Origin of the sequence: Chitinophaga parva (assembly GCF_003071345.1) — a bacterium.
Taxonomy (GTDB): domain Bacteria; phylum Bacteroidota; class Bacteroidia; order Chitinophagales; family Chitinophagaceae; genus Chitinophaga; species Chitinophaga parva.
In genome coordinates, this window is record NZ_QCYK01000003.1 from 968681 (window position 1) to 985840 (window position 17160).

Sequence of the window (17160 nt, forward strand, 5' to 3'; positions counted from 1 at the left end):
TATGCAAGTAAAAAGGCGCACCTTCCCGGTACGCCCCTGTAATTCGCTGTATGTTGTATGGTACAACTACTTCCGCATGGTCCTGTTCTTAGATGTGTCCTGCTGGCCGGTGCCATAGCGGGAAGAATCTTCGCCGGGATTGATGGCGCCGGGAGGTATTTCTGCACCAGGGGCGGTATCGCGGCCAAAGGAAGATGTGTCGGGGGCCAGGGCCTCTTTATCTGCCTGGTTAAGGGAGTCCTGGGTGGAAGAGCGCCCGCCGTTGCCACAGGCACTGAAGGCCGCGCCGCCCAGTAATAAAGCCAATGCTGCTGTGCTCAGGTAACTTGCTTTTCTCATGACAAGTGGATTTAATGTAAGTACAAATACGGTTAGAATCCGGGTAGAAACCCGGCTTTTAAAATTGCGTAACAATTGTGCCAAAGCAAGCGCTTTGGCCGCGCCCGCCGCCGGGAGGTGTGGAATGGGGCGGGCCATATTTTCCCCAAATAGTTGACCCGGGCACACAATAAAAAAGGAGGGATTGCTCCCCCCTGTATGAATGATCTGGTTTCCGCAAGAAGTTATATAATGATTTTGTTATTTATGACTTGTGTCGCCCATCACAGGGGTGCTGTCCATTGCCACAGTCGTATCAGCACCGGTGGTCATGTTCGTGATGCTGTCTGTTGCCAGGCTGGTGGAATCCTTTGCAGTGCTATCACTGCTCTTGGGTGAACCACAGGCAAAAAGGAAGAAGCAAATACCACCGGCAAGGCTCAGCACCATACCCATTTTAAACAGACGTAGCTGGAAGGTTCCGAGGGTGCTGATCTCTTGAGTGTTTGTCTTCATATTAGCGAAATTTAATTGGTTAACGTATACGCCCGCTTTGTTTGAAATAATTGTGCCAAGCCACGTGCCACCAGTTGCGTAGTAATACGCTATACTTGCGTTTGCTAGCGTTTGCGTAGTTAAAACGCCGCATCATTAATATTGTTACACAAGCATTTAAGAAAATATAACAGGTGCGCCGGGTTTCCTTCAAGGCTATAACAAGCCGCTCGTGAAACGGTGTATGGCCGGTGAGCGATTTTTGCCTCCCAGCCGCGCCTTATTGCACCCGGGTGCTGGAAGGCTCCTGCCGGCATGCTGGTGAATAGCCCCCGGCGGGCTATTTTAGCCGGCTGTTGTAAAGCCCCGTGTTTCCCTACCGGGTCGTATCTTCGTTCTCTAAAAGCAAAGGAGCTGTTATGTCCCGTGGGTACGCCGATATGCCTTTACATTATGGAAGTGTGCCGCCCTGGCTGGCCCAGCGCATGTCCCTGCTGGGTGGGGCCATTATTGAATCCATCCTGGCAGATTATGGAAAAGCGGAAGTGATCCGCCGCCTTAGTGATCCTTTTTGGTTCCAGGCCCTGGGTTGCGTGTTGGGCATGGACTGGCATTCTTCCGGCATTACCACTTCTGTGATGGGCGCGCTGAAACGCGCCGTGAACCCGCGTTCCAAAGAGCTGGGCATTTATTTCTGCGGGGGCAAGGGCCGGCACTCCCGGGAAACGCCGAACGAACTACTGGTCGTTGCTGACCGCACCGGCCTGCCGGGCACAGACCTGGTGCGCAGCAGCAAGCTGGCTGCCAAGGTGGATAACACTGCCATCCAGGATGGCTTTCAATTATACCTTCACTGCTTCATTGTATCGGACCAGGGCGAGTGGTCCGTGGTGCAGCAGGGTATGAACGACGCCACTGGTATGGCCCGGCGCTATCACTGGAATTCACAGTCGCTCCAGTCTTATGTAGATGCGCCACATACTTTCATTTATGGCCAGAACCAGGGCCTCATCCTCAACCTCACCGATAAAGATGCCGGCAATACCCGCCAGGGCGTATTGCAATTATCCAAAGAAAATCCCACGCACCTCATCCAGGAAATAAAGCATTTGAAAATGCCCGCACACCATGAGGTGCGGGAAAAAGACGTGGACCTGAAACGGCTGGGAAGCGTGCTGGCGCTGGCGCAGCAGCAACCCGTGGGTGATTTTGAATCCCTGCTCCTGCTAGAAGGCGTGGGCCCCCGCACTTTGCAAAGCCTCACGCTGGTGAGTGAGGTGATCCACGGAACGCCCAGCCGTTTCCGCGACCCCGCGCGGTTTTCCTTTGCCCATGGTGGTAAAGACGGCCATCCTTTCCCGGTGCCGGTGAACGTGTATGACGATACCATCAATGTGCTGAAACAGGCCCTGCACAAGGCGAAACTGGGCGATGCGGATAAGAAAGGCGCCATTCAGCAACTTTCCACGCTGGCCCGCCGCATTGAAACGGATTTTGTGCCCAATGAAAATTTCGAGCGGCTGGTAGAAAAGGAAAGACAGGAATCCTGGCAACATGGCGGCCGGACGGTGTTTGGAAAGGAACAACCGCCCGCGAAGAAGGATAGCGGTAACGGGCAACTCAGCCTGTTTGATTAAGGCGTCTTGCCCTGCTGGCGCAGTTTTTGGGCCATTTCCATGAACCAAAACGTTTTCTTATGGCACGTTATTCAAAAAAATCCGGTGAAATGGTGGAAAGTGCCATGCACCGCGAGAAGAAAGGAACGCTGCGGAGTGGTCGTAGCGGTAAGAAAGTGACAAATCCTAAACAGGCTATTGCCATTGGCTTATCTGAAGCCCGGGAAAAAGGTGCAAAAGTGCCTCCCCCGCCCAAACGCAGCGCTGCCGCTAAAAAATCCACCAGTACCCGCAGCACTGCAAAGAAAGCTGCTCCTAAAAAAGCAGTCGCAAAAAAAGCGATGTCCACGCGCGGTACCACTAAAAAAGCTACGGCCAAACGCGCTACCACAAAACGTAGCACCGCCAAAAAAGCCACTGCCAAACGCAGTACCGCCAAGCACGCCACTACTGCAAAACGCGCCTCCACCCGCAAAGTAACGGGTACGGCTAAACGCAGTACAGCTAAGCGTGCCACTGCCAAGCGCAGCACCCGCAAAACTGCGGCCCATCACGGTTAAAACCATTGCCCGTTTTTTTAACACCCTTGGCCTGGTAAAGTGGAATGGCTGTTCGTTCCAGATTGCCGGGCTATTTTTTTGCCCCTACTCCCCGTTCCTGATGCTGCGCGCAGGATTGGCCAGCGCCGCATGAATAGCCTGGTAGCTTACCGTACCTGCTGCAATCAGCAGGCTGGCGCCTCCCGCCAGCACAAACACACTCCACCCGATCCGGATATGATAGGCAAAGCGCTGCAACCATGTACTGGCCATCCACCATGCCACCGGTGATGCCAGTACCAGCGCCACCAGCACCAGGGCCAGGAACTCCCTGGACAACAAGGTGGTAATATCCAGCGCGGATGCACCCAGCACCTTGCGGATGCCTACTTCGCGCTTCCGCGTGCTGGCCATAAATGTGGCCAGGCCAAAGAGCCCCAGGCAGGAAATGAAAATGGTGAGGCCCGCAAAAAGCCCGCCCAGCGTGCCAATGCGCTGTTCATTCACAAATTTTTCCGCATAAGATGCGTCCAGGAAGGTATATTCAAACGGGTAAGAGGGGTTGTATTGCTCAAACACTGCTTTGGTACGCTCCAGTGCCGTGGCGGTGGGCAATGCAGGGTTGAAGCGGATGTTTACCACGCCGGTCCACCGTTTAGGGCCACAGAAAATGGTGGGCGTGGTAGCATCGTAAGGGGAGCGTGCAATGATATCCTGTACTACACCTACAATGGTCCAGCGCACGTTTTCCAGGGTCACAAATGTTTGCCCCACCGGTTCTTTAAAGCCCATTGCTTTGGCCGCAGATGCGTTGATAATGGCGGCGGTAGAATCGGCGGGATAGGCCTGCAGGTCTATATCGCGGCCGGCCAGGAGGCGCATGCCGGCGGTCTTCACCAGGTTGCCGTCCTGGGTTACCATGTCAAAATCCACGATGCTGCCGGGTGTTTTGCCGGCCCAGTTGATCCTGTTGCTACTGTTCCAGATGTCGATCAGGGGACTGCCGGTCTTGGTTACAGACGTGGCAATGCCCTGGCGCAGCAGCTCATTGCGCACCGCGGCGTAACTGTGTTGCAGTTCCTCTTCAATGGTGAGGTAGTAGATCGTATTGTTTTTTGCAAAACCCCGTTCCCGCTCCTGTGCGTAGTGCAACTGGCGCTGTACAATAAGGGTGGCAATAATGAGGGCAATGGCAAAGGTGAACTGGGTTACCACTAATATCTTCCGTGGGCTCGCCACGGCACGGGCTTTCCGGAAAGTGCCTTTCAGCACCTGTACCGGGCGGAAGGCGGAGAAATAGAATGCAGGATAGCTGCCGGCCAGCAGGCCAGTGAAGAGGATGAAGCCCCCGTAGCAAAGCCAGTATTCTGCATGGTTCCATGGAATGCGCACCGGCTGGCCAATGAGGGTGGTGAAGAACGGCAGCACGGCCCAAACCAGTATGCCGGCCAGGAAACCCGCCACCAGGGCCATGGTTATTGATTCTCCCAGGAACTGGCTGATCAGTGAGAACCTGCCCGCGCCGGCCACTTTGCGTACCCCTACTTCCTTGGCCCGCTTCTCACTGCGGGCGGTGCTGAGGTTCATAAAATTGATACAGGCAATAAGCAGCAAAAAGGCGGCAATAATACCAAAGAGGCGCACCGTTTCTATGCGCCCGCCCACATTTACCCCGTTCTCAAAACGGCTGTACAGGCGCCACTTGCTGATGGGTTGCAGGAAAATATCAGTGGGATGCAGGTCTGGCGTGGTGTAGTGGCGGGTAATGGTGTTCCTGATCGCTGCATTCACGGCAGGCAGCGCTGCGCCGGCTTGCAGCAGCACATAGGTATTGGCCACGGAAACATTCCATCCCACATCGTTCCAGCCTACTTTATCCATGAAGGTAAAAGGCAGCAGGTAATCAAAGTGGAACTGTGAATTGAGTGGCAGGTCTTTTAGTATACCCGTTACCGTTACAGGGCCGTAACTTTTCAGGTTTACGGTCTGGCCCATTGCGTTTTGATGACCAAAGATCCGTTCCGCAGTTTGCTGGGTGAGCACGATGCTGTTCACATCGCGGAGGGCGTTTGCGGGCTGGCCCTCCACCAGGGGAAAGCTGAAAATACGGAGGATGGAAGGATCTGCAAAGACCCCGTTGATCCTGATGTTCCGGTTGTTGGTCCCGGCTACAAATCCGCAGTTGATCATGCGGCCACTCTCCGCTATCGATGAGTTTTCCAGCTTCAGGGCCTCTGCCAGTTGACGGGGCGTGCCATCCCCGGTGTACACCTGCTGGTCTGTCCGTTCATTCCGCATTACCCGGAAAATACGGTTGCCCTGCGCATGGAAATCATCATAACTCATTTCCTGGTAGATCCAGAGCAGGATGAGCATCGCGCTGGCCATGCCTATCGCAAGACCGGCAATATTGATAGCAGAAAATCCTTTGTGGCGGAGCAGGTTGCGGAAGGCGATCTTCCAGAAGTTAGCGTTCATGAAACGTGGTTAAGGTACAGGCACTTCCACAGGCCTTGTACCACGTTGCGGAGATTTGTATATTATTTTGATACACATTAATAAATATAAAATATGTTCAATAGCGCACATAAACCCGTCCGTTTCAGTACAGGCTGGGAATGTATGTACGCCGGCGGCCGGGTTACGCCTGGCCATGCACGCATCCTGGTGCAGGGCCCTTCAGCCCCCGCTAGAGGATATACTCATCATGGTTCACCGGCTTCTCCGGCGCAGGTATGTCGGTTTCTCCCATCATCTGCAGCAGGTTGATCTCGATGGTACGGGTAATGCTGTTGAGCGGGATGCCTGCCGGCTTCTCCTCAAACGGGTTCATGAGGCTCATGCCGTTGATATGCGTGGTATGAAATACAAAACCCACCATCCACCCCAGGAAAATAGCCAGGGGGCCGGCGCTCTCGCCAATGGCCATGGTGATGAGAACGATCAGGATCCAGATAAACAGCTTGGTGAAGTAGATGTAGGTAGTGGGGAATACCGTGTTGTTAATGCGCTCTGACTTGCCCATGCTGTCGCAAAAATCCTTCAGCAGGTTATTGAGGGCCAGGAAACGGAAGCCATCCACCTGCTGTCCCTTGCTGAGGCGCTGCAGGTCGCGGGCCTGTATGTCCAGGATGGCATTGGGCACATTGGTATGGCGCACCACTTCTTCCTCCTCGCCCACCAGCAGGAATGCCGTATAAGCGGTACTGTCATCTTTACGCAGCCCGGCTTTCAGTGCATACAGGAATGCCAGGTGGCGCTTCACCATTTGCAATGCAAGCGGGCGGCTGCCTGGTTCGGAGAAGTGCAGCAGGTTGCGTGCCCAGGACCGGCTGTCATTCACCAGGGCGCCCCAGATAATGCGGGCTTCCCACCACCGGTTATAGCCCTGGTTACTGTTAAAGGCGATGAAGAACGCTAACGCTGTGCCCAGTAAAGCCGGCAGGGCCGCGGGGATCTGGTGTTTGGGTAAAAGGTCTCTATCGGTGAAATAAGCCGCGGTACACAGTACGATCATCATGAGGTCTATGCGCCAGGTGATCTGTATAATCCGGGGAACGCTGAGGTTCTGACGTAGTAACATGGACTTGCATTAGACCATGAAAATAATAAAAAACGCGGTGATACACTGCATACCTGTTAAGGTTTGCAGCATACCGCCGCGCATAAACACACTCACACTTTCAATCTCCTCTAATTCCTGTTCCTCGTACTAACAACAAGTTTATTGTAACGTTACTCAGCCCTCAATATACGTCTGGTACGGGGGCAAGCACGGTGCGTAGTTTGCCTTGTTTGTTCTGCTGTGCCAGGGTAGTTCCCTGCCCGCTGACCGGTTCATGTTTGCGCTGCCCGCATTTACGCAGCACCCGCACATTTACGCCACAAATGCCTTTCAGCTCTTCTTCCAGTTGCGCTACGGATCTTTCCGGACGTACATCGATCGATTTTGCTTCACCGGCAAAGCCGCTATCGGCAGTTGACGTGGTCAGGAAGTCCAGTTTTAAATACGGATACATTTCCTGGAAGCGGTTCTGGATGTTAAAAAGCAGATCGTCTGCCTGGATGGATATTTGCATGGGAATAGATTTTTCGAGGTTCATTGCTATGCAAATGTACACGCAGGTAAAGCCGTAAAAAATGACATTATATCATCTTTCACTATGATCTTTATCATCTCCACCGGCCCGCCAGCTTATTGTTAAAGGACTCCCCTAAACCAGTATTGTTTTTCCTTAATGAATAGTTAAAGACCGATTAAACAAGGGCCGGTGTATTGTCCTTTCTCTTGTTCAGCAACCAGAGAAAAGTGGGTAGCACCACTAATAAAAGCGGCAGTGCCAGCACCAGGCCGCCGGTAACCGCAATGGCCAGGGGCTGGTGCAGCTGCGCACCCGCGCCTATACCCAGTGCCAGGGGCAGCAGGGCCATGATAGCCCCTGTGGCGGTCATCAGCTTGGGCCGCAGGCGGGTGCTGATAGCATAAATGATCGCTTCCCGGGGATTGCTGTGGTGCACGGTTTCCAGGTACTGCCAGTAAGTGAAGATGGCATTTTCACCGATGATACCCACGATCATAATCAGCCCGGTATAGCTGCCAACATTCAATGGCGTACCGGTAACGTAAAGCGCTACGCAACTACCTGCCACGCCCAGCGCGGCAATGAGCAGCACCAGCGCGGCAATGCGGAAATCGCGGAACAGGAACAGCAGTACGCAGAACACCAGGAGGCCGGCCGTGAGCAGGATGAGGAGCAACTCGCGGAAGGACTGCTGCTGCTGGGCGAAATCGCCCCCGTAAGTGATATGGTAGCCAGGTGGTAAATGCACTGCTGCGGCAATATTTGCCTGCAGGGCCGTGATCACCGTGCCCAGGCTGCGGGTGCCATCCAGGCGGCCGGTCACCACCCCCATGGTTTGCAGGTTTTCCCGTTGTACCTCGGCGGCGCCCGGCTGCACGGTTACCGTAGCCAGGGTGTTTAGGGGGCGCAGCTGGCCGCCGGGCAGGAAAATGGGCAGCTCCTGCAGCGTGGACACGGTTTGGCGGCGGTTATTGGGCATCACCATGCGGATGGCCACTTGTTGCTCCTGGGTGAGCATGGTGCCTACCTGGCTGCCTTCCAGGGCCTGCTGCACCTGGTTTTGCAGGGCCAGGGGTGTAAGGCCAAACTGGGCCAGCCTGGCGGCATCCGGTACAATGCTCAGGGATGGCCCGGCTATCACAACGCCGTCAAAGGCATCGGCTGTGCCGGGTGTTTTTTCCATAACGGCAGCGATCTGTTGAGAGAGCGTTTTCAGTTGGGCGGCATCACTGCCGAATACCTTGATCTCAATGGGCTGCACGGAGGCCATCAGGTCGCCGAGCATGTCTCCTATCACCTGGCCAAAATCCACGCGCAGCGCGGGTTGTGTGCCTTCTATGCGGATGCGGATGTCGTTGATCACTTCATCGGTAGTACGCTTGCGGTTGGGATTGAGCTGGATGAGATAATCGCCGGTGTTAGGCTCCGTAATAAAGAAGCCCATCTGCGTACCGGTGCGGCGGGAATAGGCGGTTACCTCCGGCGTGCTGGTAATGATCTTCTCTACCTCGCGCAGCATGCGGTCTGTCTCCGCCAGCGATGTGCCGGGGGGCGATGCGTAGTCCAGTACAATGCCCCCTTCATCCATCTCCGGCAGGAAGCCGGTTTCCAGCCTGGGAATGATAAATATTACCGCCGCTACCAACAGGGCTGCAAAGCCAATGGCGATCCAGGGCCGGTCCATGAAGAACGATACCCAGCGCCGGTTGTTCACCCCATGTGCTTTCATGGGTTTGGGCCGCTTGTTGAACAGAGCATATACTACCGGCAGGCCTATCCAGGTAACGAAGAATGAGCACACCAGTGTAATGATCATGGCATTGGTCATCACCTTGAAGTAAGCCCCTGCCACGCCAGTCATGAATACAAAGGGAATAAAGATCACCAGGGTGCTGAGGGAAGAGCCCAGCATGGCCGGGAACAGGTAGCGGATAGCCTCCTGCAGCAGGTCTGCCGTGGGGCGGTCCGGGTGCTCTTCATGCGTGCGGTGCAGTTGTTCCACCACTACAATGGCATCGTCTATAATAAGCCCTATGGCGGCTGCAATGGCGCCCAGGGTCATAATGTTCAGCGTATAGCCGATGGCGTAGAGGATGATCATGGTAAGCCCCAGCGTGATGGGCACTGTAACCAGGATAGTGGCACTGGCCTTCAGTGAGCGCAGGAAGATAAAGGACACGATCATGGCCAGCCCCAATCCTATCCACAAACAATCCGATACGCTGCGGATGGAGGTGTTCACAAAATCAGCCTGTATGTAATAGGGCCTTACGCGCACGCCTTGCGGCAGCAAGGCTTTCAGCGCCTTCACCTGTTTTTCCATGGCTGCGGAGAGGGCCACCACGTTGGCGCTGGGCTGGGAAACGATGGCTACCAGCACGGCATCGTGCCCATTGGCATTGATACGGGTATAGTTGATGGCTTCCTGCACGCTTACGGTGGCAATATCGCGCAGCAGTACCACGCGTTTACCGTCATTGCGCACTACGATCTGTTCCAGGGTACCCAGGTTGTGCACACTGGCATCTGTAACGGTGAGGTATTGCAGCTTGTAGTCAGACAGGTAGCCGCCGGAGGCAATGAAATTGGTCTGGGCCAGCGCATTGGCCACCATGTCCGGCGTGATGCCCAGGCTACTCATTTTTTCCGGCATTAGTTGCAGCCAGCATTCCTTGGTAGCGCCGCCACTGATGCGCACTTCCGCCACCCCGGGCACCTGCGAGAGGTAAGGGCGCACGGTGTTCATGGCCAACAGTTTCAGCGCAATGGGTGAAAGGTTGTGGCTTTCCAGCGTGTAGCCCATTACAGGCAGTATAGCAGGGTTCATCTTGGCGGCGGTCAGCTGCACCCCGGGGGGGAGTTGGTCCTTTACTTCTGCCAGTTTGGAATTAATGCGCTGCAGGGCGGCGTCAATATCGCTGCCCTCTGCCATGAAAGCGGAGATCTCACAGCTCCCGCGGCTGGTGGTGCTGCGCAGGTTCTGAAGGTCTGGTATTTGTTTGATGGCATTTTCCAGCGGCTTGGTCACGGTGATCATCATCTTGTCCACCGGCTGCAGGCCGGCATCTGCAATGATCTTGATCTTAGGAAAGGTGACCTGCGGAAAAAGACTGGCCTGCAGGTGCACATAAGCATACACGCCACCGATGATGATGAGCGCCAGCAGCAAGGTGATGGGATTGCGATGGTGCGTAAAGTAATTGCGGGTGTTCATGTAGCGTTGCTTATTGTTTTGTTACCTGCACCTTGGCGGTGTCTGCCAGTCCATAGTTGCCGCTCACCAGGATGCGGTCTGTGAGTGAAAGCTGTGGTGTGGTGATCTCTACCCTGCCATTGCTTTCCAAACCTTTTTGTACCGGCACTTTCACGGCCGTGTTGCTATCCAGCATGCGCATGATCCAGTATTCACTTTGGGTCTCATCGGTGAGCAGCGCAGTGCGGGGCAGCGTGATGGCCTGCGGATGCGCGGTGCGTTGTATGCGTACCTGGGCTACCAGGTTTTCCGGCAAGGCTGCGTTGGCCGCCACTTTGATCACTACTTTCTGGGTTTGTGCCAATGAATCCGCACTGGGCATAATGGCGCTCACCACGCCGGGCAGGCGTGTACTGTCTGGCAGCAACAGGCTTACCCGCTTTTGCAGGGTCACGGCATTGCGCAGCTCAAAAGGCACATTGAGCACAAAGGCAAAGCTGCTTTGATCGCTGATCACCGCTACCTGTTCTGCTTCCTGCACGTAGTCGCCCTCCTGGTGGTTCAGCTGCGTGATATAGCCGCTGGTAGTAGCTTTTACGCCATTGACACCGGAAAACTTAAAGCTGGAATCCAGCAGGTTCACCGCGTTGCCAATGCTGCGCGACTCGCGGGTGCGCACGGTAAAGAGCAGTTGGCCTGCATGCACGGCCTGGCCGGGTTGCAGGTGGATGGACTGGATATAGCCGGCTGTATTGGCGCGGGCATAGCTTTGCTGCAGGAAAGTGGCTGTGGCATTGAGCGACACGGAATCGCTGAGCGTTTCCTGTGTGGGCTGGATCACGGTGACCGGTGTTACAGGATCGGCGGTGGTTTCTTCTTCCGCGGGTGCGTTGTTGTTTTGACAGGCGCAAAGACTGGCCAGCAGCAACAGGTATAATGAGTGGCGGTACATCTTTATCATTTGTTCCAGTAATTGATCTGAGCAATAAGTTGCAGGCGGCTCACAGTGTTCTGGGTAAGCAGGTTGCGTGCGGTGAGGTAATTATCAAGGGCTATCACCAGGTCCGGGATGCGGGCATCGCCGGTGGCTAAGAGTTTCAGGTTAATGTTCACCAGCCCTTCCGCATACTTCACCTGGTGGTTAATATTGGCCAGCAGGGCTTGTGTGCCGGCCAGTTGCTGGTGCAGCTGGGCCAGTTGCTGGTTGTACTGCCGGGTAAAAAAATCCTGGTAGCCCAGTCTTGTTTTCTCGGCAATGTCCAGCTGCTCATGCTGCATGCGGCGCTGGTGGCCGTCGTAGATGGGCACACTCACGGTGAGGCCTACACTGGAACCAAAATGTTTGTAAGGGGTAAGTTGTAAAGAAGAGTTGTAACCTCCGTCCACGAAGGCGGATAATTTAGGCTTATAAGCATAATCTACCAGGGCATGCCGGTTGCGCAGGCTCAGGCTGTCTATCTGGTACTGGCGGAAGAATGCGGAATGTGCTGCATCCGGCAGGGCCGCTACTTCCAGCTGGGGCGGTGCCAGGTCTGCCGCAGCCGTGTCTACCATACCACATAAATAATTAAGGGTGGCAAAATCGTTGCGGTATTGCAGCTCCTGTTGCTGCAGTGACAGTTCCTGCTGCTGCACGGTCACGAGGAAGGCCAGGTAATCCGTTTGCCGGTATATATTACTATCTGTCATGCGCTTCAGCAGGGAGGCCTCCTGGCGCAGCAGGCGGGCGGTTTCTTCGGTGAAGTGCAGTTGTTCCAGGTCGCCGTAAGTGGTGATGTACTGGGTGGTAATGGTGCGTTGCAGGTCCTGGATGGTGCGCACGGCGTTGTTGTCCAGCGCCTGGTTTTGCAGGGTAATGGCGCGCAGCTGGGTGTTGAGGTTTTGCTTACCCGTAAAGTTCTTGCGCACGGTTACCACGGCGTTTACCAGCGCCCCGTTGGTGATCACCTCATCATAGCCCCAGCCATGGATGTTAGGTGCATACAGGTTGTTACTGGAACCGTCTACCAGGAGGCCATACCCGGCGCGGAGCCGCAGGCTGTCTATGCGGTTAGATGCCTGCTGTTGCTGCAGGTCATTGAGCAGGGGGCTATTGGTAGTGGCTTGTTGCAGGTAATCGTTGAGCGTGCGGGTCTGGGCCAGCGAAGGCAGTTGCAGGAGTACAAGCAGGAGTAAGTGGTATAACGTTTTCACGTAGCAAACCTAGCGGCTGATTCTGTGTAGAATGTGTAGCGGCGTGTTAAATAACGTTAAATTAAAAAGGGTTTCAAACCTACGTCTGAAACCCTTTTTTGACCTCTCGTGACTCCGTCTGGATTCAAACCAGAAACCTTTTGATTCGTAGTCAAATGCTCTATTCAGTTGAGCTACGGAGCCGTAGTTGTGATTGGGATTGCAAAGGTAGCCAAAAATTTAAAACTGCCAAATTTTTGTTGCTGAACCTGCTAAAATTTTCAGAGAAAAGCGGTGCTTCTTTTTGAAAAGAAAAGAGGCAAACCCTTTTGCTTGTTTGCCTCTTTTGTGACTCCGTCTGGATTCAAACCAGAAACCTTTTGATTCGTAGTCAAATGCTCTATTCAGTTGAGCTACGGAGCCGTTGTTTGTTCAGCGGGTGGCAAAAGTAGGATTCTTTTTTTAATTGCCAAATGCTTTTAAAATTTTTTTCTGCGGGCGGGGCTGTGGATAGTGCATGTGTATAACGTTGAAGATGAAGGCGGAAGCGGGTTGCGGGCTGATGCGCTGCTGTGGAAAAATGACTATCGGGGATAGGAGGTTGCCCATTCGGCCATAAATAAAAATGGTGGCATGCCATTTTAGTTGTACCTTCAGTTTTTCTTATTTTAATTTTTTACTGAATGACAACAAAGTATCAAGGAACCGTAAAGTTCTTTAACGATGCAAAAGGCTTTGGCTTTATCAAGCATGACGAGTCTAACAAAGAAACCTTCGTACACGCGAATGGTCTGATCCACGAAATCCAGCAGGATGACCGCGTGGAGTTTGAACTGCAGGAAGGCCGTAAAGGCATGAACGCAGTGAACGTTCGCCGCATCGACTAAGCAGAGGCCAGTTTCATATACTGACCTTGCTTCAATATATTAAACTTTACCTCTCTTCCCAAGCCCCGGCCTACTGGCCGGGGCTTTTTTACGTCCATTCCGCTATATTTGCGGCATAACACACTGATCTTGAAAATTCAACTCTGGAGCATAGGGAAAGAGAACGATGCTTACATCCGGGATGGTATTGCAGTATTCCAGAAAAGGCTGCAACATTATACGGACTTTGAGCTGCGCCTCATCCCTACCGTGAAGCAGGCCGCTTCCCTCCCACTGCCGGAGCTGAAAAAGGCCGAAGGGAAAATGATCCTGGACATGCTGGGCCCACAAGATTACCTGGTGGCATTGGATGAGCGGGGCAAAACCTTTACCACGCTGCAACTGGCCGATTTCCTGCAGCAGCGCATCAATGCGGCCACCCGCCAGGTGGTGATCCTCATAGGCGGGGCCTATGGCATAGATGCACCGGTATTGCAGCGCGCCCAATTGCAATTATCATTATCTTCCCTCACGTTTCCACACCAGCTGGTACGGCTCATCATGACGGAACAACTGTACCGGGCTTATACGGTATTACAAAACGAAAAGTATCATCATCAATAAAAAGAACCCATTGCCATGCAAATGTCTGCGACGCTGATTATTATTGTCCTTACCTGTGTGATCTCCCTCATTGCTTTTTACCAGGAAGGTTTGATGGAAGACCTGGCCATGTATCCTTATGAAGTGCGTACCCGGCACCAGTACTACCGTTTCCTGACCAATGGTTTTGTGCATGCCAACTGGATGCACCTGTTCTTCAACATGTATTCTTTTTACTGGGTAGGGCAGGCCGTGGAAAGTATCTTTGCGCAGATCAACTCCTGGCACTATATGTTCCCGCTGTATTATGGCCTGGGCATCGTGATACCGAGCATTCCCTATTTTTTCCGCCACCGTTTTGATCCCAACCGCCTGGCAGTGGGTGCTTCCGGCGCGGTATCTGCCTGCATCTTCAGCATTGTGCTGATAGAGCCCTGGTCTCCCATCTGGATCTTCTTTCTTAAAATGCCGCTTATCCTGTATGGCGTTGTGTTCCTGGCTATCAGTGCCTACATGGCCAACCGCGATTCCGGTACCGGCGGCGGCATTGCACACGGGGTGCATTTCTGGGGCGCGGTGTATGGGTTTGTATTTCCCATTATCCTGGAGCCCAGCCTTCTTTCCCGCTTCATTGCGCAGCTGCTGGGGCCTATTTTCAGATAGTGTATTTAGCATTTATGCATAACGCTGCCATAGCAAAATGATTTTGAATTAATTGGCCGCAAAGCCGCGCGCAGCCCGCAATTGTACCATATTTACAAGTTGTAAAAATGGTACAATTGCGGCTTTTTCTTATATTCGGTTACGTATTGCCGATGCCCTATGAGCTATAGAATTTTCTTTTCCGTTGTAGACAAGCAGCGCCCGGCTTTCTATCACAAGATACGCCGTCCCTATGCGGGCGCCTTCCTGGTGGCAGTGTTGCTCTGCGCCGTAGGCACCGCTTTTTCGCTGGTAAATGGATTCCTGCTTTTCTTACTCATTGCCGTGGGCGTGATCGTGTTCATCGCCGTACCGGTGATCACCCTGGAAGAATACCGCCTGCTGGGTGAAATGGTGGTGGGAGAACATATCCTTACTATCAAGGTGGGCAATGTGTCTTACGCCTATTATATGGCAGACATTGACAACATGGTGATCCGCTTTTCCGGCTACAAGAAGCAACACACGCAGGATGGCCCGGAAACCCATCCCAGCCTGGGCATCCGTAACTTCATCGAGTTTGACCACAAAGGGGCGCACTGTTCTTTTGAAGTGTTGTTTGTAGAAGAACACCTGCCGGCGCTCAACCGCATGTTCGACGTCTGGTATTCCTACCGCTATCCGTTCCGGCTGTACAGCGGCCAACGGGAGATCATGAAATTTTAGGAAAGTCTAATGCCTTGTTAATCAATTTTTACCCATGTTTGGAATGTCATTTGCTAGGATGAACTAACTTCATTCATACACGCACATGGCCAGACATACGTATAAAACCGGCATTATAGGCAACTGCGCTTTCATTGCGCACATAGGCATGAACACTAACGTAGAGTGGCTCTGCTGGCCGCGGATGGACAGTTCCTTCGTATTTGGCGGCCTGCTGGACCCGCAGAAAGGCGGTGAGTTCTCTATTTTGCCGGACGGTGAATTTACTTCCCATCAATATTACCTGGACAATACCAACATCCTCGTTACCGAGATCACGGCACAGGATGGCAACAGCTACCGGGTAACCGACTTTGCCCCGCGCTTCTTCCAGTATGACCGCTACTTTAAGCCCCTGATGATGATCCGCAAGGTGGAGCCCCTGCAGCAAACCGCCCGCGTGCGGGTGCGCTGTAATCCCGTGTGCGAGTATGGAAGCATGCCCCAGCAAAAATTCCGTGGCAGCAGCCACATTGAATTTGACGGGTGCACGGAGCGCATGCGCCTCACCACCAATATTCCTATCAGCTACATTATGGAAGACCAGTTCTTTGTGCTGAATGAGGTTAAGTACATGGTGCTCACTTATGGCAATCCCCTGGAAGCCGCGCTGGTAAGCACTGCGGACCGTTTTTTCCGCGAAACGGAACGATACTGGCGCACGTGGATCAAACATTCTTCCATTGCCAACTATTTCCAGCCGTATGTGATCCGTTCGGCCCTAGCCCTGAAGATCCACCAGTTTGAAGATACCGGGGCCATCATAGCAGCCAGCACCACCAGCCTGCCGGAATTCCCGGGTAGTGGGCGCAACTGGGACTACCGCTACTGCTGGTTGCGCGATACGTATTATGTGATCACTTCCCTGAATCACATCGGGCATTTTGAAGAGATGGAGAAATACTTCAACTACATCACCGATATTTCCTTCTCGGAAGACTTCCGCTACCAGCCCCTGTACGGCATTACCGGTACCAAGGAACTGGTGGAGACCATCCTGCCCCACCTCTCCGGCTACCAGGGCAACCAGCCGGTACGCATTGGCAACCAGGCCTACGAACATATACAAAATGATATTTACGGGCAGGTGCTTATTTCCATGCTGCCCTTGTATACAGACCACCGTTTTATTTTCTCGGAGCGCAAGGACAGCGCCCGCTGGGTAGCTTACCTGCTGGATAAAATAGAACGCACTATTGATGAAAAAGATGCCGGTATCTGGGAGTTCCGCAACTTTGCCAACGTACACTGTTACAGTAACCTGTTCCAGTGGGCAGGTTGCTCCGCCGCGGAGAAAATGGCCCGCACCATCGGTGACATTAACCTGGAAAACCGTGCCCGTGGCCTGAAAGAGCGGGCTGCTGCTAATATAGAAAGCTGCTACGACCCGCTGCGCAAAGTGTACACCAACGCAGCCGGCGGCACAGCCCTGGATGCCAGTACCCTGCAGCTCATTAACATGCAGTACCTGGACCCCAACAGTGAACGTGCGCGGGACCACCTGGCAGCATTGGAGAAGGAACTGAAAACGCCCAACGGCCTCTTTTACCGCTACCTGCACAGCGATGATTTTGGCAAGCCCAAAACCACTTTCCTGGTGTGCGCTTTCTGGTACGTGGAAGCCCTGGCCTGCGTGGGCCGCCTGGAAGACGCACAGCGCGAGTTCGGTAACCTGCTGAAATTCTCCAACCACCTGCTGCTCTTCAGCGAAGACGTGGATGAAGAAGATGGCAGCCAGTGGGGCAATTTCCCGCAGGCATACAGCCACGTGGGTTTGATGAATGCCGCGTACCGCATCGCCATGAAGCTGGATGTGCCGATCTTCCTGTAATTGTTAAAAATATTTATAAACAAAAAACCCTGGGGCCA

General features: G+C 53.6%; 15 protein-coding genes and 2 tRNA genes. 7 read left to right on the forward strand and 10 right to left on the reverse strand.

Annotated elements, in window-relative coordinates; translation table 11 throughout:
• Nucleotides 1–66 precede the first annotated feature (66 nt).
• The gene (locus DCC81_RS23090) at nt 67–339 is read right to left on the reverse strand and encodes a hypothetical protein (RefSeq protein WP_108689025.1); all 273 of its coding nucleotides are present in this window, start codon (nt 337–339) and stop codon (nt 67–69) included.
• A 240-nt stretch (nt 340–579) separates the two neighbouring features.
• Nucleotides 580–834, reverse strand: a complete 255-nt coding sequence (locus DCC81_RS23095; protein ID WP_108689026.1) for a hypothetical protein — start codon at nt 832–834, stop codon at nt 580–582.
• 398 nt (nt 835–1232) lie between these two features.
• On the opposite strand from DCC81_RS23095, the gene DCC81_RS23100 reads away from it, so the two are divergent.
• Nucleotides 1233–2450 carry a DUF763 domain-containing protein gene (locus tag DCC81_RS23100; protein WP_108689027.1) on the forward strand — a complete coding sequence of 406 codons (1218 nt, stop codon included), beginning with the start codon at nt 1233–1235 and terminating at the stop codon, nt 2448–2450.
• Nucleotides 2451–2509: 59 nt separating this feature from the next.
• On the forward strand, nt 2510–2989 hold the full coding sequence (locus DCC81_RS23105) for a DUF6496 domain-containing protein (RefSeq protein ID WP_108689028.1): 480 nt from the start codon (nt 2510–2512) through the stop codon (nt 2987–2989).
• Between the two features lie 84 nt (nt 2990–3073).
• On the opposite strand, the gene DCC81_RS23110 is transcribed toward DCC81_RS23105, so the two are convergent.
• The 8 genes from DCC81_RS23110 to DCC81_RS23145 form a co-directional block, all read right to left on the reverse strand.
• Nucleotides 3074–5446 carry an ABC transporter permease gene (locus tag DCC81_RS23110; protein WP_108689029.1) on the reverse strand — a complete coding sequence of 791 codons (2373 nt, stop codon included), beginning with the start codon at nt 5444–5446 and terminating at the stop codon, nt 3074–3076.
• Between the two features lie 211 nt (nt 5447–5657).
• Nucleotides 5658–6551, reverse strand: coding sequence for a bestrophin family protein (locus tag DCC81_RS23115; RefSeq protein WP_108689030.1), 894 nt, complete (start codon nt 6549–6551; stop codon nt 5658–5660).
• 163 nt (nt 6552–6714) lie between these two features.
• On the reverse strand, nt 6715–7047 hold the full coding sequence (locus DCC81_RS23120) for a hypothetical protein (protein WP_133177777.1): 333 nt from the start codon (nt 7045–7047) through the stop codon (nt 6715–6717).
• Nucleotides 7048–7225: 178 nt separating this feature from the next.
• A complete protein-coding gene (locus tag DCC81_RS23125; protein WP_108689032.1) occupies nt 7226–10264 on the reverse strand; it encodes an efflux RND transporter permease subunit in 3039 nt (1012 codons plus the stop codon).
• 10 nt (nt 10265–10274) lie between these two features.
• Nucleotides 10275–11204 (reverse strand): efflux RND transporter periplasmic adaptor subunit, encoded by a 930-nt coding sequence (locus DCC81_RS23130; protein ID WP_240613054.1) that lies wholly within the window; start codon nt 11202–11204, stop codon nt 10275–10277.
• Nucleotides 11201–12436 (reverse strand): TolC family protein, encoded by a 1236-nt coding sequence (locus DCC81_RS23135; protein ID WP_108689033.1) that lies wholly within the window; start codon nt 12434–12436, stop codon nt 11201–11203. Before DCC81_RS23135 ends, DCC81_RS23130 begins: the two co-directional genes overlap by 4 nt.
• 109 nt (nt 12437–12545) lie before the next feature.
• Nucleotides 12546–12619: transfer RNA gene (locus tag DCC81_RS23140), tRNA-Arg, on the reverse strand.
• Between the two features lie 145 nt (nt 12620–12764).
• Nucleotides 12765–12838 (reverse strand) — tRNA-Arg (locus tag DCC81_RS23145).
• Nucleotides 12839–13098: 260 nt separating this feature from the next.
• Here DCC81_RS23145 and DCC81_RS23150 point away from each other — a divergent pair.
• The 5 genes from DCC81_RS23150 (at nt 13099) to DCC81_RS23170 (ending at nt 17122) form a co-directional block, all read left to right on the forward strand.
• Complete coding sequence (locus tag DCC81_RS23150; protein WP_108689034.1) at nt 13099–13302, forward strand: cold-shock protein; 204 nt, start codon at nt 13099–13101, stop codon at nt 13300–13302.
• A 129-nt stretch (nt 13303–13431) separates the two neighbouring features.
• Nucleotides 13432–13905, forward strand: coding sequence for a 23S rRNA (pseudouridine(1915)-N(3))-methyltransferase RlmH (locus DCC81_RS23155; protein WP_108689301.1), 474 nt, complete (start codon nt 13432–13434; stop codon nt 13903–13905).
• A 21-nt stretch (nt 13906–13926) separates the two neighbouring features.
• Nucleotides 13927–14547, forward strand: coding sequence for a rhomboid family intramembrane serine protease (locus DCC81_RS23160; protein ID WP_165806708.1), 621 nt, complete (start codon nt 13927–13929; stop codon nt 14545–14547).
• Nucleotides 14548–14706: 159 nt separating this feature from the next.
• The gene (locus DCC81_RS23165) at nt 14707–15252 is read left to right on the forward strand and encodes a hypothetical protein (RefSeq protein ID WP_108689036.1); all 546 of its coding nucleotides are present in this window, start codon (nt 14707–14709) and stop codon (nt 15250–15252) included.
• A gap of 85 nt (nt 15253–15337) precedes the next feature.
• Nucleotides 15338–17122, forward strand: a complete 1785-nt coding sequence (locus DCC81_RS23170; RefSeq protein WP_108689037.1) for a glycoside hydrolase family 15 protein — start codon at nt 15338–15340, stop codon at nt 17120–17122.
• The last annotated feature ends 38 nt before the right edge of the window (nt 17123–17160 follow it).